Source organism: Amycolatopsis vastitatis (genome assembly GCF_002234595.1).
GTDB classification, from domain to species: Bacteria; Actinomycetota; Actinomycetes; order Mycobacteriales; family Pseudonocardiaceae; genus Amycolatopsis; species Amycolatopsis vastitatis.
Genome location: NZ_NMUL01000006.1, coordinates 127,009 through 141,728, shown reverse-complemented (window position 1 = coordinate 141,728; position 14,720 = coordinate 127,009). Strand labels below are relative to the sequence as shown.

The following is a 14,720-nucleotide window of genomic DNA, read 5'->3' as shown; positions in this document are numbered from 1 at the left end:
CGTCCCGCTCGGCCGGTCAGGCGGCCGAGCGGGACCCGGCGGGCGGCCTGGCGGGACAGGCCGCCGCCGGTGCTGCGGGTTGCCGAGGTGGAGCCCGGGCCGGACGGCGGCTACGCGGCACCGCCCGGCCCGGGGTGTCAGGTCACTGCACCGGCGGGTAGGCGTTCTGGACCAGCTGCTCGAACTGGGCCTCGAACCACTTGCCGGACAGCGGGGCGTTCGGCAGGGCCCCGGTGAGGTTGCCACCGTTGGCCTGCTGCGTCCCGTGGAACGTCGGGTCGCACATCGGGTCGGCGCCCTTGCCTTCGTCGTTCGGGATCTGCTGGCTCGCGCCGTCGGACTCACCCGGCGGCTTGATCCAGACGTAGGCGTCGAAGTGCGCCGCCGGGGACGCCGTCGGCCGGACGCCCAGCCCCGCGCCGCTTTGGTTGCACCAGTTGCCGCGGTGCAGCCGCCGGTCGATCCGGCCCGAGTTCACGTAGGCGTCCACAGTGGACCCCGACGCCCCGGTGGGCCGGGCCGCGCCGCCCCAGCCGTTGCGGGAGGTGTCGACCAGCATGCCGATGCCGCTCGGCAGGCCCGCCGACACGAACGCGTTGTACATCGCGGTGGCGTAGGGCACCTCGGCGAAGTACGGGTTCCACTGGTAGAACGTCGCCGACTTCAGCTGCTGCCCGCCGACCGTCAGGTTCGGGTCGGGCAGGTTCGGCTCGGTCAGCGGCGTGTAGTTGGCCGTGGAGCTGATGAAGCCGTCGATGCTGTTCACCCCGGCCGTGGTGCCCTGCAGGGTCTGCTTCACCAGGTTGACGAAGGGACCGAAGTTGCTGTCCCAGCCCAGCCACGCCGAGTGCGCGATGTCCAGGTAGTTGTAGACGTTGGAGATCGCGTGCAGCTTGTTCAGCGCGTACTGGATGCCCTGCGTGTACGCCCCGCTGGACTGCGCCTCCGCGCAGGTCGCCATCGACGTGTTCGTGATCAGGTTGGGCAGCGAGTCCGGCTCGACGATCGCCACGATGCGCAGCGGCGCGTACTTCGGGTCGGCCATGATCGAGGCGATCGGGTCGATGTACTCGCTCTTGTACCGGGCCAGGCCGTTCTCGGCGACCTTCAGCTCACCGTTGGACGCCAGCGCCGCGCAGTCGCGGTTGGGCAGGTCGTAGACGACGACCTGGATGGTCACCGGCGTGCCGCCGCTCGCCTGGGCCAGCGCCGCGTCGAGGTGCCCGCGCAGGCCGCGCGAGTCCGCCGTGCCGGTGATCGCCGCGATCCGGTCGATCCAGACCGCGGTCGAGGTGTTGGCCACCTTGGCCATCTGGGCACCGAGCGTGCCGCCCTTGGCCGCGGCCGCCGCGCTCACCTCGCCCGACCAGTCCGGGTTCACGTACCCCTTCGCCCCGGCGTACGGGTTGTCCACGTGGGTCCCGGGCTGCGTCGGGGTGGTGGGCCCGGTCGGCGTCGTCGACGTCGTGGGGCTGCTCGACGTCGTCACGGTCGTCGGCGTCGTCGGCGTCGTGGTCGGGCCGCCGGGGGTGCCGTCGCAGTGGGCGCCGTTGAGCGAGAACGACGTCGGGATGTCGTTCGTGCCCGAGTACGAGCCGTTGAAGCCGAAGTTCGCCGTCGCGTTCGAGCCGAGCGTGCCGCCCCACGACGGGTTCTTCGCGCTCACGTGCTTGCCGCTCTGGCTGAACGTGGCACTCCAGCCCTGCTGGACCTGCTGGTTGCCGCCGAAGTCCCATTCGACGTTCCATGCCGAGACGCTGTCGCCGAAGTTGGTCACCGCGATGTTCGCGGTGAACCCGGTGTCCCACTGGTTGACCGTGTAGGTCACCTTGCAGCCGGTCGCGGCCCCGGCGGGACTGCCGCCGGCCACCAGGAGCCCCGAGACGACCGCCGCGGCCGTCACCGAGGAGGCCACGGCGAGCCGGGCCTTCCTCTTCGGGGACCAGAATTCACTCTTCATTGAGTGTGCTCCTTAGGGTTCTTCGGGTGGGTGGGTCAGGTGGTGCAGGCGGTCGTTCCGACGGCGAACCCGCCGGGCGTGCCGGTCGCCGGACCGGTCGCCTGGATGCCGATCGACACCGAAGCGCCGCCGGCCAGGTCGGGCGCCCAGGTGGGCGCCTTGGCCGTCGCCTGCTGCCCGGTCTGCGAGACCGTCGCGTTCCAGCCGCCGGTGATCTGCGTACCGGCGGGCACGGTCCAGCCGAGCGCCCAGTTCTTCAATGCCGAACTGCCGGAGTTCTTCAGGGTCACCGTGGCGATGAACCCGCCTTGCCACGTGTTGTCGACGTGGTAGGTGACCGCGCAGCTCACCGGGGGCGGCGGGTCGCCCGGGCCGCCACCGGATCCCACCGGCGGGATCAGGTACGGCTGCAGGATCGCCTGCTTGGCCTGGTTGACCGTGGTCCAGTCGTCGTTGAGGATGCCGCCGGTGTCCCCGGAGTTCGGGTTCCACGACCAGTACGTGAAGCTCATCCCGGTCGGGCCGGTGCCGGTGTAGCGCATCAGCTCCTGCAGCCACGTCTTGTCACGCGGGTCGGCGAGCGTCGTGCCGAACTCGCCGAGCAGCACCGGCGCGATGTTCTGCTTCTGCAGGTAGCCGAAGAAGTGGTCCCACAGCGCGGGCATGTTCGCCGGGAACGCGGGGTCGGAGAACCACTTCTGGGCGAACACCGACGTCGCGTACTCGTGCGCCGAGTACACCAGCTTGTCCGGTTTGGACAGCCGCACCGGGAACTGCTTCGCCCCGGAGAGGTTGCCGCCCCACCAGCCGCACTGTGGGTCGCCGGTGCCGCTGACGCAGTCGACGCCCTCGACGACGATCAGCCAGTCCGGGTTCGCCGCGAGCACGGCGTTCCCGGCGCGTTCGGCGGCGAGCCGCCAGTCGGTCGCGGTGTCGCCGCAGCCCCAGCAGGCCCCGCCGCCACCTTGGATCGAGTGCGGTTCGTTGTGCAGGTCCGCGCCGATCACCGTGGTGTTGCCCTTGTAGTGCTGGGCCAGCATCGTCCAGTCGGAGATCCAGCGGCTTTCGGAGTACGCGCTGGTGTACCAGAGCGGTGACTGCGCGCCGGAGTCCGGCCGGTGCCGGTCCAGGAGCACGCGCATGCCCTTGGTGCCGGCGTAGGCGACGATCTTGTCCAGCACCTGCAGCCCGGACAGGCCCTGCAGGTCCGGGTTCTGCACGGCGTCGATGCTGACCGGTTTGGACCCGGGGTCGAACAGCTGGTTCGAGTACGGCAGCCGCAGCGTGTTGTATCCGAGCCCGGCCATCTGGTCGAGCATGTCCTTGTAGTTGCGGCTCCACAGGCCGTGCGGCGAGTAGTTGCCGGTCTCGGCACCGAACCAGTTGATCCCGGTCATCCGGACCGGCGCGCCGGTCGCGTCGACCAGCTGGGAACCGGCGGCGTGCCAGAACCCGGTGCCGGTGCCGGCCGCCGCGGTGATCTCCGGGGCCGCGGCGGCCGGGGACGCCGTGAGAACGGCGCCCCCGGCCAGTGCGGCGACCACCAGTGCGAGCAGTCGCTTCATCGAATGCCTCTCAACCGAACAGGGCGACGTGCGCGGCGAACGCCGTGGCGATCTCCGACTGCGCCCAGAACCGGTGGTAGGTGAACGTCGGCGCGGCGCCACCGTCCAGATAGGACTGGACCTTCGGCCACTGCGGGTCGTTCTTGTAGAACGAGCGGATCGACAGGAACGTGGAGTTCGCGTTGATCGGGTCGCCGTTCGGCATCGTGCCCGTCCAGCCCGGGGGCACGTACAGCCCCTGGTCCGTGGTGGCGTTGTAGGTGTCGTCGAACCGGTTGTAGTCCGTCCGGGTCTCCGGCACCGCGATGCCCTTGCTGTCGGTGTTCGCCGACAGTGCGTTCAGCAGCTGCTCACCGACCGTCTTGGCCTGGGCGTTGCTCGACCCCGACGCGTAGTAGAGCAGCGTCTTGGCCAGCGAAGCCGCGACACCCACGTCCTGGCTGAAGTTCTTCACCGTGACGTGCAGGCCGGTGTTCGCCCCCGGGCTGGTGGCGTTCCAGGTGTCCGGCGCGCCGCTCCAGGTCAGGTCCGCCGGGATCTGGAAACTCCCGCCGGCGCCGACCGTGGTGTTCGCGATCGCCCACGGGACCCACTTGTCGAGGATCTTCTTCGCCCGGGCGTCGCCGGTCGCCTGGTAGTACTCGGCGATCCGTTCCATGCCCCAGGTCTGGAAGCCGAACCACTGGTTGCTCGGCGGGTCGTGCCAGACCGGCTGCTGGTCGTAGAACATCCCGTAGAACGTCGGCGTGCCCGCCGGCGGGGTGCCGTACTGGCCGTCCCAGCTGTTGGTCGCACCGCCGGCGAGACCGCCTTCGGAGGACTGCAGCCACTGCAGGAACTCCATCTGACGGCCGAGGCTGGTCGCCCAGTCCTGCGCGCCGGTGGCCGAGGTGACCTTGAGGCCGGGGTCGTTCGACAACGCGTAGGCGGCCAGCGGGTTCTGGTAACCCTGGTGCGCCGCGCCGTCACCGATCCGCCACGCCCACGCACTGGACGAGTCCATCGAACCGCCCCAGGCGTAGTACCACGAAATCAGGTAGTGCTCGCTGTCCTTCCCGGTCCCGGCCGGGCAGCTCGACGCGCCGACGCAGTTGCCGATCTTCTTGAAGTACTTGTCGAACAGCGAGTACCGGAGGTAGTCGCCCATCTTCGACGCCTTCTTCACCACGGCGGCGACGTCGGCGCTCTTGTTCTGCGCCGCGGCCCACTTCTCGGCCTGGAAGGCCACCTGCACGGCGCGGGCGTCCGCGTCCGGGGCGTCGGTGTACTTCCACTGCTTGGCGTAGGACGAGTCTCCGGTGAACAGGTCCAGGTACCCGTTCTTGCCGCCGAACTTCAACAGGTCGCAGCTGGGCTGGGTGACCGTCTCCCAGACCGACTCCTGCGAGCCGCGCTGGAAGGTGTTGATGAACGCGGGCGCGGTGTTCGTGCCGTCCTCGCAGTGGCCGAACTTGTAGATGTTGTCCACGTCCAGCAGCCAGTGCATGCCGTAGACGTCCGGCGAGCCGTAGGCCGCCTTCAGCTCCGCCGCGATCGGGTCACTGCCCACCGACACGCCGGACTGCAGCTGCGACGGGTACGACTTCGGGCTCGGGTACTCCGCCGCGTACGTCGCCGGCTTGCTCGCGTTGTACCCGGAGTTGCCCGGCTGATCCGCCGCCGACGGGATCGCGTACGTCTCGATCGACGTCCACGCCTGGTTGAACGGCGCCCAGTCACCGGTGATCCGGCCGTAGGACGCTTCCAGCCACAGGTAGTAGCTGAACGCCTCCGACGTCGTCTCGTGCCCGTGGTCCGGTGCCTCCACGATCAACGTCTCGATCGAGTGATACGGCACCAGGATGTTCCCGAACTTGCGGAAGTAACCGTTGTTCGGGTCCTTGATCTTGTTGTACTGCGTCAGGAACGCCAGCTGATAGTCCGAAGTGGACGACGAGATCTCGTTCACCGTCACCGTCGCCGCGGTGTAGCCGGAGCTGCTCGCGGTGAAGGTCGCGCTGCCCAGCGCTCCCCCGTTGTCGGCACTGGTGACCGTGACGTTCTGCGGGGTGTTCCAGTTCGCCGTCGTGAACGTCAGGCTCGCCGGGGCGGCCGTCAGGTCCGTGCTCCCGCCCGTCCGCGCGACGGCCACCGTGACCGGAGCCGTCGGGGCGCCGGCGAGGCTGACCGCGAACGTCGCCGTACCGCCCTGCTTGACCTGCGCGGTCGCCGGGGAGGCGACGATCGTCGGCCCGGAGAGGACCTTCACGCTGACCGGGCTGGACGACGTGCTCGCGCCCTTGTTGTCGTACGCCTTCGCCGTGATCGCATAGGTCCCGGCGGGGACGTTGCCCCAGCTGCCCTCGAACGGCGCCGCCGTGTCCGTGGCCAGCAGCGTGTCACCGGCGTAGAACTCGACCTTGCTCACCGTGCCGTCGCTGTCGGCGGCCGTCGCGGCTAGAGGGATCGTCGCCGGGGCGTAGTACGTCCCGGTCGAGCTGGGTGCGGTCAAGCTGACCGTGGGTGCCTTGTTGGCGCCGGTGCACGAGGTGCCGTTGACGGAGAAGTCGGTGGGCGGCCGGTTGGCCGAGCCCTTCGAGCCGTTGAACCCGAACGACGTGCTCGCCCCGGTGTCGAGGTGGCCGTTGTAGGACAAGTTCGACGCGGTGACCGCGGCGCCCGACTGGGCGAACGTGGCGCTCCAGCCCTGCTGGACCTTCTGGCCGTCGAGGAACGTCCAGCCGACCTTCCAGCTGTCGAGGGCCGGGCCGTCGTTGCGCAGCGACACGCTGGCGGTGAACCCGGTGTCCCAGTCGTTGGTGGTGTAGGTGACCGAACAGGCGATGTCGGCGCCGAGCGCCGGGGGTGGGGCGACCACCGCGCCCGTGACCGCCAGCACGGCCGAGGCCAGTGCCAGCGCACGCGCGCGCTTTCGGGGAGAGGAACGCATGGCTGCGGAACTCCTTTGTCCGTAGGGAGCCAGCGATCTGGGAGCGCTTCCAGGCGCAGACGGTAGCCAGCCGGAAACCTGGATGTAAAGAATCGAGTCAGAAGGACACCACGGGCCCGGACGTCACATCTGCGCATCCGGCGAACAGCGGCCCGCTTAACGCTCCTGAACAGCCCGCGCCGATAGTGGGAAGTTCACCCGTTCAGCCCAGCGAAGCGGTCACGTTGAGTCCCCAGGAAACGCTGTTTAGGACTGAAGGGGTGCATCTGGACCGGGAACGCTCCCACCCACCGAGGCACGACACCCGTGTCGTCCCCGCAATCACGCGTGTCGTCCCCGCAATCACGCGGGCCGACCCTCCAGGCACGCTCGCCGACCCTCCAGGCACGCGAGCCGGCCCTCCGGGCACGCGGGTTCGCCGTTCCGGTCGGGCGCCGGAGGCCGGCACGCGTGATCAGGAGGCCGGCACGCGTGATCAGGAAGCCGGCACGCGTGATCGGAGGGTCGACACGGCGGTCAGCTCGAGGCGCGGACCGCCAGGGAGACCGGGAGGATCTGCTGCCGCGGCTTCAGGTTCTGGTCGGCCAGCAGCTGCATCAGGGTCTCGACCATCGCGTGGACCTGCTCCTGCGGGTCCTGGTGCACCGACGTCAGGGGCGGGTCCATCGCCGGGGCGAGGGTCGCGTTGTCGTCGAAGCTGACCACGGCGACGTTGTCCGGGATGCGGCGGCCCGCCGCGTCGAGGGTGCGCAGCGCGCCCACCGCCATCATGTCGCTGGCGACGAACACCGCGTCGAGGTCCGGGCGCCTGGCCAGCAGCGCGGACATCGCGTTCGCCCCGCCGGACAGCGTGAAGTCGGCCTCTTCGGCCAGGTCGGCGGGGTCGAGCCCGGCGTCGAGCAGGGTCTTGCGCCAGCCGGCGAGCCGGTCGATCGGGGCACTCTGGTCCTGCGGGCCCGCGATCGTGGCGATCCGCCGCCGCCCGGCCGCGACCAGGTGCTCGACCGCCAGCCGGGCGCCGCCCTCGTTGTCGAAGTCGACGACGTGCACGCCGCGCCGGATGCCGGCCGCCTGCCCGCCGAACACCACCGGGATCCGCAGCAGGCGCAGCGCCTTGGGCAGCGGGTCGGCCCGGTGCGGCGCGAACACCAGCGCGCCGTCGACGTGCCCGCCCTCGAGGAACCGCACGGTCTTGCTCAGGTCCTCGCGCGTGTCGCTGAAGATCAGCACCATCTGGCGGCCGACGTCGGCCAGCTCGCGGTAGCCGGCCTTCATGACGGCGGTGCGGTAGTGGTCGAGCAGCAGGTCCTCCGGCTCCGACAGCACCAGCGCGATCGCCCCGGTGCGCCGCGTGACCAGCGACCGCGCCGCCTGGTTCGGGGAATAGCCCAGGTCGCGAGCCGCGGCCAGCACCTTCTCGCGCGCCGCCGCGCTGACGTACGCGTCGTCGTTCAACGCGCGTGACGCCGTCGACCGCGACACCCCGGCGAACGCCGCGACGTCCTCCAGCGTCGGCCGTTCTTCATCCCCTGCTCGAGGCCCCACGGCACCGCCCTCGCTCACCAACAACCACCCGGACTTCGACAGCTTAACGGTCACGCTGGGCAATGTCCGGGAGCGCTCCTCGCAGGAAACACTCCGGTTACGACCTCTTGACACCGGTGAACGCCTTCAGCAGACTCTGCCACACCTGGGAGCGCTCCCAGATCGGCTCCCAGCAGTGAGAGCGCTCATTCCCGTCAACAAGGTGGTTGGACACGTGAGAACGATCCGGAACGGCCTGGTCCTGGCACTGGGCATCACGATGACGGCGCTCGGCGCCACGGCTTGCAACGGGGGTGGTGGTGACCAGCAGACCCCGGCCGCGGCGGCTCCGAACGAGCACGTCGACCTGACGCTGGCGACCTTCACCGAGTTCGGCTACGAGGCCCTCATCCCGGAGTACGAGCGGCTGCACCCCAACATCAAGATCACCCACCGCAAGACCGGCGAGGGCGGGCCCTACCACCAGGACCTCATCACCAAGCTGGCCGCCGGTTCGGGTCTCGCCGACGTCGCGGCGGTCGAAGAGGGCCACCTGTCGGACGTCCTGGACAAGGGTTCCAAGTTCAACGATCTGAGCAAGATCGGCCCGGCCGACGCTTCTCCCGACCGCTGGCTGAGCTGGAAGTACGACGCCGCCAAGACCAAGGACGGCAAGCTCATCGGCTACGGCACCGACATCGGGCCGCTGGCGATGTGCTACCGCAAGGACATGTTCCAGGCCGCGGGCCTGCCGACCGACCCCGAGCAGGTCAAGCCGCTGTTCGCGTCCTGGGACAGCTACTTCGCCGCCGGCGCGGACTACGCCGCCAAGACCCACAAGGCCTGGTTCGACTCGGCCTCGCAGAACTTCAACGCCATGGTCAACCAGCTCCCGACCGGCTACATCGGCAGCGATGACAAGCTCGCCCTCGAGAGCAACCAGGGCATCAAGGACGCCTGGACGAAGGTCACCGACGCCGTCGCCAAGGGCGAGTCGGCCAAGCTCGTCGCGTTCAGCAACGAGTGGAACTCCGGGTTCAAGCAGGGCGCGTTCGCCACGAAGGTGTGCCCGTCGTGGATGCTCGGCGTGATCAAGGAGCAGGCCGGGCCGGACAACGCGAACAAGTGGGCGGTCACCGCGGCCTTCCCCGGCGGCGGCGGCAACTGGGGCGGCTCGTACCTGACCGTGCCGACGCAGTCGAAGCACCCGAAGGAAGCGGCCGAGCTCGCGGCTTGGCTGACGGCCCCGGAACAGCAGGTCAAGGCGTTCCAGGCGAAGGGCAACTTCCCCAGCCAGGTCAAGGCGCTGACCGACCCGGCCCTGCTGAGCCAGACCAACCCGTACTTCGGTGGCGCGAAGGTCGGCGAGCTGTTCGCCGAGCAGGCCAAGAAGGTGCAGAAGCCGCAGTACAAGGGCCCCGGCGACGGCCAGATCCAGGAAAACGCGGCCAGCCCCGCCCTGCAGGCGGTCGAGCAGGGCAAGTCGGCCGCGGACGCTTGGAACCAAATGGTCGAGGCCGCGAAGAAGATCACGCGCTGAACCGATGACCGTCATCGACAAGATCGCGCCAGAAGGGAGTAAGGCCGGGGAGCGGGTGTCTCCCCGGCCCACCTTCCGTCACCGGCTGAGCCGGTGGGACGTCAAGGCCTCGCCGTACCTCTACGTCGCACCGTTCTTCATCGTCTTCGGGATCGTCGGGCTCTTCCCGCTGCTGTACACCGCGTACGTCTCGCTGTTCAAGTGGAAGGCCGGCGACGACAACCCCGACTTCATCGGCCTCGACAACTACAAGGACCTGTTCGGGGACAGCCAGTTCTGGAACGCGCTGACCAACACGATCAGCATCTTCCTGCTCTCGAGCGTCCCGCAGCTCGTCATCGCGGTGCTGCTGGCCGCGCTGCTCGGCGCCCGCCTGCGCGGCGCGACCGGCTGGCGGGTCGGCATCCTGCTCCCGTACGCGGCCAGCCTGGTCTCGATCGGGATCATCTTCGCCAACCTGTTCGGCCCCAAGTACGGGCTGATCAACGGCGTGCTGCAGACCATCGGGCTGGATCCGGTCGACTGGCAGGCCAGCCGGTTCGGCAGCCACGTCGCGATCGCGATCATGGTGAACTGGCGCTGGACCGGGTACAACGCCCTGATCGTGCTGGCGGCGATGCAGGCGATCCCGAAGGAGCTGCACGAGGCGGCGCTGATCGACGGCGCGGGCACGTGGCGGCGGTTCTGGAACGTCACGCTGCCCCTGCTGAAGCCGACGCTGGTCTTCGTCACCATCACCTCGACGATCGGCGGCCTGCAGATCTTCACCGAGCCCAAGCTGTTCGACGCCATGCCGGGGTCGAACAACGGCGGCTCCAGCAACCAGTTCCAGACCGTGACGCTGTACCTGTACCAGTCGGCGTTCGAGAACTACAGCCTCGGCTACGCCTCGGCGATCGCCTGGGTGCTGTTCCTGATCATCATCCTCATCGCGCTGGTGAACTTCTTCCTCACCGGCCGGATCGCCCGAACTCCGGCGGTGAAGACGAAATGACCACCATCCGCAGTGACATCCGCAGCGACATCCCGAAAACGGGGCTGCGCAAGAGCGTCGCCAGCCTCGGCAAGCCGCGCAAGGCGACCTACGTCGTGCTGGCGATCTTCGTGCTCGGCTCGCTGTTCCCGTTCTACTGGTCGTTCCTGGTGGCCAGCCGCGACAACGGGATGCTCACCGAGCGCATCCCGCCGTTCCTGCCCGGCGGGAACTTCTTCGCGAACGCCTCGCGGGTGTTCGACAGCGTGCCGTTCTGGAAGGCGCTGGCCAACAGCGTCATCGTGTCCGGGACGGTCACCCTGACCACGGTGCTGTTCTCGTCGCTGGCCGGGTTCGCCTTCGCCAAGCTGCGGTTCCGGGGCCGGAACGGGTTGTTCGTGTTCATCGTCGTCACGCTCGCCGTGCCGACGCAGCTCGGCATCATCCCGTTGTTCATCGCGATGTCGGAGCTGGGCTGGGCCGGTCACCTCGAGTCGGTGATCGTGCCCAACCTGGTCACCGCGTTCGGCGTGTTCTGGATGCGGCAGTACACAGTGGACGCTCTGCCGTACGAGCTCATCGAGGCCGCGCGCGTCGACGGCTGCAGCATGATCCGGATCTTCTGGAACGTGTGCATGCCCGCGGTCCGCCCCGCCGCGGCGATCCTCGCGATGTTCACGTTCATGATGTCGTGGAACGACTTCCTGTGGCCGCTCGTCGTGCTGGACGCCGGCAACCCCACCGTCCAGGTGGCCCTGGAAAAGCTGCAGAGCGGCTACTACGTCGACTATTCGCTGGTGCTGGCCGGCACGACCCTGGCCACCATCCCCATCCTCATCGTCTTCGTCCTCCTCGGCCGCCAGATCGTGGCCGGGATCATGCAAGGTGCCGTGAAAGGGTGAACATGTCCGTACATCCCGACAGCGTTCGGGCGGAGACCGCGTTGATGTTCCCGCCCGGCTTCGTCTGGGGCGCCGCCACCGCGGCGTTCCAGGTCGAAGGGGCCACGACGGCCGACGGGCGCACCGACTCGGTCTGGGACGTCTTCGCCCGCCGCCCGGGCGCGGTCCGGGGCGGCGACAACGGCGAACCGGCGGCCGACCACTACCGGCGGTACTCCGAGGACGTCGGCCTGATGCGCCGGCTCAACCTCGGCGCCTACCGGTTCTCGCTGGCGTGGCCGCGGGTGCGGCCGGACGGCGGCGAGCCGAACGCCGCCGGGCTCGGCTTCTACGACCGGCTGGTCGACTGCCTGCTCGAGGCCGGGATCCAGCCGTGGGCGACGCTCTACCACTGGGACCTGCCGCAGGCGCTGGAGGACAAGGGCGGCTGGACGTCGCGGGACACGGCGTTCCGGTTCGCCGAGTACGCCGAGACCGTGCTGGAGCGGCTCGGCGACCGCGTCGCCAGCTGGTCGACGCTGAACGAGCCGTGGTGCGCGGCGATGCTGGGCTACGCGGGCGGGATTCACGCCCCCGGCCACAACGACCACCCGGCGGCCGTCGCCGCCACGCACCACCTGCTGCTGGGCCACGGCCTGGCGATGGACATCATCCGGCGGCACGCCCCCGGCACCCCGGCGGGCATCACGCTGAACCTGTACCCGGTCGCCCCGCACGACCCGGCCGACCCGGCCGACGTGGACGCGGCCCGGCGGATCGACGGCCTGCAGAACCGGCTGTTCCTCGACCCCGTGCTGCGCGGCGGCTACCCGGACGACCTGGTCGCCGACCTCGCGCCGTTCGGGCTGGGCGAGGTGGTCCGGGACGGGGACGCGGCGGTCATCGCGGCGCACGTCGACTGGCTCGGCGTGAACTACTACCGCGACTACCGCGTCGCGGGCCGCCCGGTGGCGGACAGCGAACCGGCGGGCCCGGAGTGGGTCGGCGCCGGCGGCGTGCACTTCGTCCCGGACCCGGCCGCCCCCCGCACCGACTCCGGCTGGGAGGTCCAGCCGGCCGGGCTGACCGAGTCGCTGCTGCAGGTCCACCGCGACTACCGGCCGGTGCCGCTGTACATCACGGAGAACGGCGCGGCCTACCCCGACGTCATCGGCGACGGCGGTGACATCGTCGACACCGACCGCGTCGCGTTCCTCGACTCCCACCTGCGGGCGGCGCACGACGCCCTCCAGGAGGGCGTCGACCTGCGCGGGTACTTCTACTGGTCGCTGCTGGACAACTTCGAGTGGGCCGAGGGGTACGCGAAGCGGTTCGGCCTGGTCCACGTCGACTACGAGACCCAGCGGCGGACCCCGAAGCGCAGCGCGCACTGGTACGCCCGGGTGATCGGCCTCAACGGCCTGGGCTGAGTCTCGAGCGCCCCAATGTGGCGTTGGTTGCGTTGGACGCACCGAACGCCGCATTGGGGCGCTCGTAAGGCGGGGCGTGCATTCGGCGAGCGGCGTTGACAGACTGGCCGGTATGGGACTGCGCAGCGAAGCTTGGTTCAACAACCCCGCCGACCCCGGCATGACCGCCCTCTACCTCGAGCGGTACATGAACTGGGGCCTCACCCGCGAGGAGCTGCAGTCCGGCAAGCCGATCATCGGGATCGCGCAGACCGGCTCCGATCTCACCCCGTGCAACCGGCACCACCTCCAGCTGGCCGACCGGACCCGGGAAGGCATCCGCGAGGCCGGCGGGATCGCCATCGAGTTCCCGGTGCACCCCATCCAGGAGACCGGCAAGCGCCCGACCGCGGCGCTGGACCGCAACCTCGCCTACCTCGGCCTGGTGGAGACGCTCTACGGCTACCCGATCGACGGCGTCGTGCTCACCACCGGCTGCGACAAGACGACCCCGGCGTGCCTGATGGCCGCCGCGACCGTCGACATCCCCGCCATCGTGCTGTCCGGCGGCCCGATGCTCAACGGCTGGTTCAACGGCGAACGCACCGGGTCCGGCACCATCATCTGGAAGGCGCGCGAGCTGCTGGCCGCCGGCGAGATCGACGACGCCGGGTTCATGGAGCTCGTCGCGTCGTCCGCGCCGTCGCCGGGGCACTGCAACACCATGGGCACGGCGTCGACGATGAACGCGCTCGCCGAAGCGCTCGGGATGAGCCTGCCCGGCTGCGCGGCCATCCCGGCGCCGCACCGCGACCGGGCCCGGATGGCCTACCGCACCGGGCTGCGGATCGTCGAGATGGTGCGGGAAGACCTCAAGCCGTCCGACATCCTGACTCGCGAAGCCTTCGAGAACGCCGTCGTGGTGAGCTCCGCGATCGGCGGTTCGACCAACGCGCCCATCCACATCGGGGCCATCGCCCGGCACATCGGCGTCGACCTCCCCCTGGCCGACTGGCAGCGGCTCGGGTACCGGGTCCCGCTGCTGGTCGACCTGCAGCCCGCGGGCAAGTACCTCGGCGAGGAGTTCCACCGCGCGGGCGGTGTCCCGGCGGTGGTGCACGAGCTGATGCGCCACGGGCTCGTCCACGAGGACGCGCCGACGGTCAACGGCCGCACCCTCGGCGAGAACTGCCGCGACGCCGAAGCCGGTGACCGGGACGTCATCCGCACCTTCGAGACCGCGCTCGTGCCCGACGCCGGGTTCCTCGTGCTGCGCGGCAACCTCTTCGACGCGGCGATCATGAAGTCCAGCGTCATCTCGCCGGAGTTCCGGCGGCGCTACCTCGCCGGCGGGGTCTACGAGGGCACCGCGGTCGTGTTCGACGGCCCCGAGGACTACCACGCCCGCATCGACGACCCCGCCCTCGGCGTCGACGAGCACTCGCTGCTCGTGATGCGCGGCACCGGCCCGCTCGGCTACCCGGGCTCCGCGGAGGTGGTGAACATGCGGCCGCCGGCGGCGCTGATCAAGCGGGGCGTCCACGAGCTGCCGTGCCTGGGCGACGGCCGCCAGTCGGGCACCTCCGGGTCGCCGTCGATCCTCAACGCCTCCCCCGAAGCCGCCGCGGGCGGCGGGCTCGCCGTGCTGCGGACCGGCGACCGCGTGCGGATCGACCTCGCCGCGGGCACCGCCGACGTCCTCATCCCGGACGAGGAACTCGCGCTGCGCCACAAGGAGCTCGCCGAGTCGGGCGGCTACCCGGTGCCCGGGGCGCAGACGCCGTGGCAGGAGATCCAGCGGTCGATGGTCGACCAGCTGTGCGACGGCATGGTGCTGCGTCCGGCCGTGGCGTACCAGCGGATCGCGGAGACGAAGGGAATCCCCCGCGACAACCACTGACTTTCCCGCTTCGGACGGGCCGAAAACGGGTACCAGTGC

Annotated in this window: 9 protein-coding genes; 5 read left to right on the top strand and 4 right to left on the bottom strand. The window is 69.8% G+C overall.

Annotated elements, in window-relative coordinates; all coding sequences use genetic code 11:
- Nucleotides 1-142: 142 nt before the first annotated feature.
- From CF165_RS06760 to CF165_RS06745, 4 genes are all read right to left on the bottom strand, one after another.
- Nucleotides 143-1,960, bottom strand: coding sequence for a glycoside hydrolase family 6 protein (locus tag CF165_RS06760; protein ID WP_205660785.1), 1,818 nt, complete (start codon nt 1,958-1,960; stop codon nt 143-145).
- 35 nt (nt 1,961-1,995) lie between these two features.
- On the bottom strand, nt 1,996-3,525 hold the full coding sequence (locus tag CF165_RS06755; RefSeq protein ID WP_093946549.1) for a cellulase family glycosylhydrolase: 1,530 nt from the start codon (nt 3,523-3,525) through the stop codon (nt 1,996-1,998).
- 10 nt (nt 3,526-3,535) lie between these two features.
- Entirely contained in the window at nt 3,536-6,454 is a 2,919-nt protein-coding gene (locus tag CF165_RS06750; RefSeq protein ID WP_093946548.1) for a glycoside hydrolase family 48 protein, read from the bottom strand.
- Nucleotides 6,455-6,970: 516 nt separating this feature from the next.
- Nucleotides 6,971-7,963, bottom strand: a complete 993-nt coding sequence (locus CF165_RS06745; RefSeq protein ID WP_093946632.1) for a LacI family DNA-binding transcriptional regulator — start codon at nt 7,961-7,963, stop codon at nt 6,971-6,973.
- Between the two features lie 250 nt (nt 7,964-8,213).
- Between CF165_RS06745 and CF165_RS06740 the strand changes: the two genes are divergently transcribed.
- The 5 genes from CF165_RS06740 to CF165_RS06720 all read left to right on the top strand — a co-directional run bounded on the left by CF165_RS06740 (nt 8,214) and on the right by CF165_RS06720 (nt 14,681).
- Nucleotides 8,214-9,518: an ABC transporter substrate-binding protein gene (locus CF165_RS06740; protein ID WP_093946547.1), complete on the top strand. Its 1,305-nt coding sequence runs from the start codon at nt 8,214-8,216 to the stop codon at nt 9,516-9,518.
- Between the two features lie 4 nt (nt 9,519-9,522).
- Nucleotides 9,523-10,512 (top strand): carbohydrate ABC transporter permease, encoded by a 990-nt coding sequence (locus CF165_RS06735; protein WP_093946546.1) that lies wholly within the window; start codon nt 9,523-9,525, stop codon nt 10,510-10,512.
- On the top strand, nt 10,509-11,393 hold the full coding sequence (locus CF165_RS06730; RefSeq protein WP_093946545.1) for a carbohydrate ABC transporter permease: 885 nt from the start codon (nt 10,509-10,511) through the stop codon (nt 11,391-11,393). The genes CF165_RS06735 and CF165_RS06730 overlap by 4 nt, the downstream gene beginning before the upstream one ends.
- Before the next feature lie 2 nt (nt 11,394-11,395).
- Entirely contained in the window at nt 11,396-12,802 is a 1,407-nt protein-coding gene (locus CF165_RS06725; RefSeq protein ID WP_439098493.1) for a GH1 family beta-glucosidase, read from the top strand.
- A 112-nt stretch (nt 12,803-12,914) separates the two neighbouring features.
- Nucleotides 12,915-14,681 carry an IlvD/Edd family dehydratase gene (locus tag CF165_RS06720; RefSeq protein ID WP_093946544.1) on the top strand — a complete coding sequence of 589 codons (1,767 nt, stop codon included), beginning with the start codon at nt 12,915-12,917 and terminating at the stop codon, nt 14,679-14,681.
- Nucleotides 14,682-14,720 lie beyond the last annotated feature (39 nt).

What these genes read in the sequence shown, in the direction of transcription:
- CF165_RS06760 (WP_205660785.1), bottom strand. Translation starts at nt 1,960, where the DNA reads ATGAAGAGTGAATTCTGGTCCCCGAAGAGGAAGGCCCGGCTCGCCGTG.
- CF165_RS06755 (WP_093946549.1), bottom strand. Translation starts at nt 3,525, where the DNA reads ATGAAGCGACTGCTCGCACTGGTGGTCGCCGCACTGGCCGGGGGCGCC.
- CF165_RS06750 (WP_093946548.1), bottom strand. Translation starts at nt 6,454, where the DNA reads ATGCGTTCCTCTCCCCGAAAGCGCGCGCGTGCGCTGGCACTGGCCTCG.
- CF165_RS06735 (WP_093946546.1), top strand. Translation starts at nt 9,523, where the DNA reads ATGACCGTCATCGACAAGATCGCGCCAGAAGGGAGTAAGGCCGGGGAG.
- CF165_RS06730 (WP_093946545.1), top strand. Translation starts at nt 10,509, where the DNA reads ATGACCACCATCCGCAGTGACATCCGCAGCGACATCCCGAAAACGGGG.
- CF165_RS06725 (WP_439098493.1), top strand. Translation starts at nt 11,396, where the DNA reads ATGTCCGTACATCCCGACAGCGTTCGGGCGGAGACCGCGTTGATGTTC.
- CF165_RS06720 (WP_093946544.1), top strand. Translation starts at nt 12,915, where the DNA reads ATGGGACTGCGCAGCGAAGCTTGGTTCAACAACCCCGCCGACCCCGGC.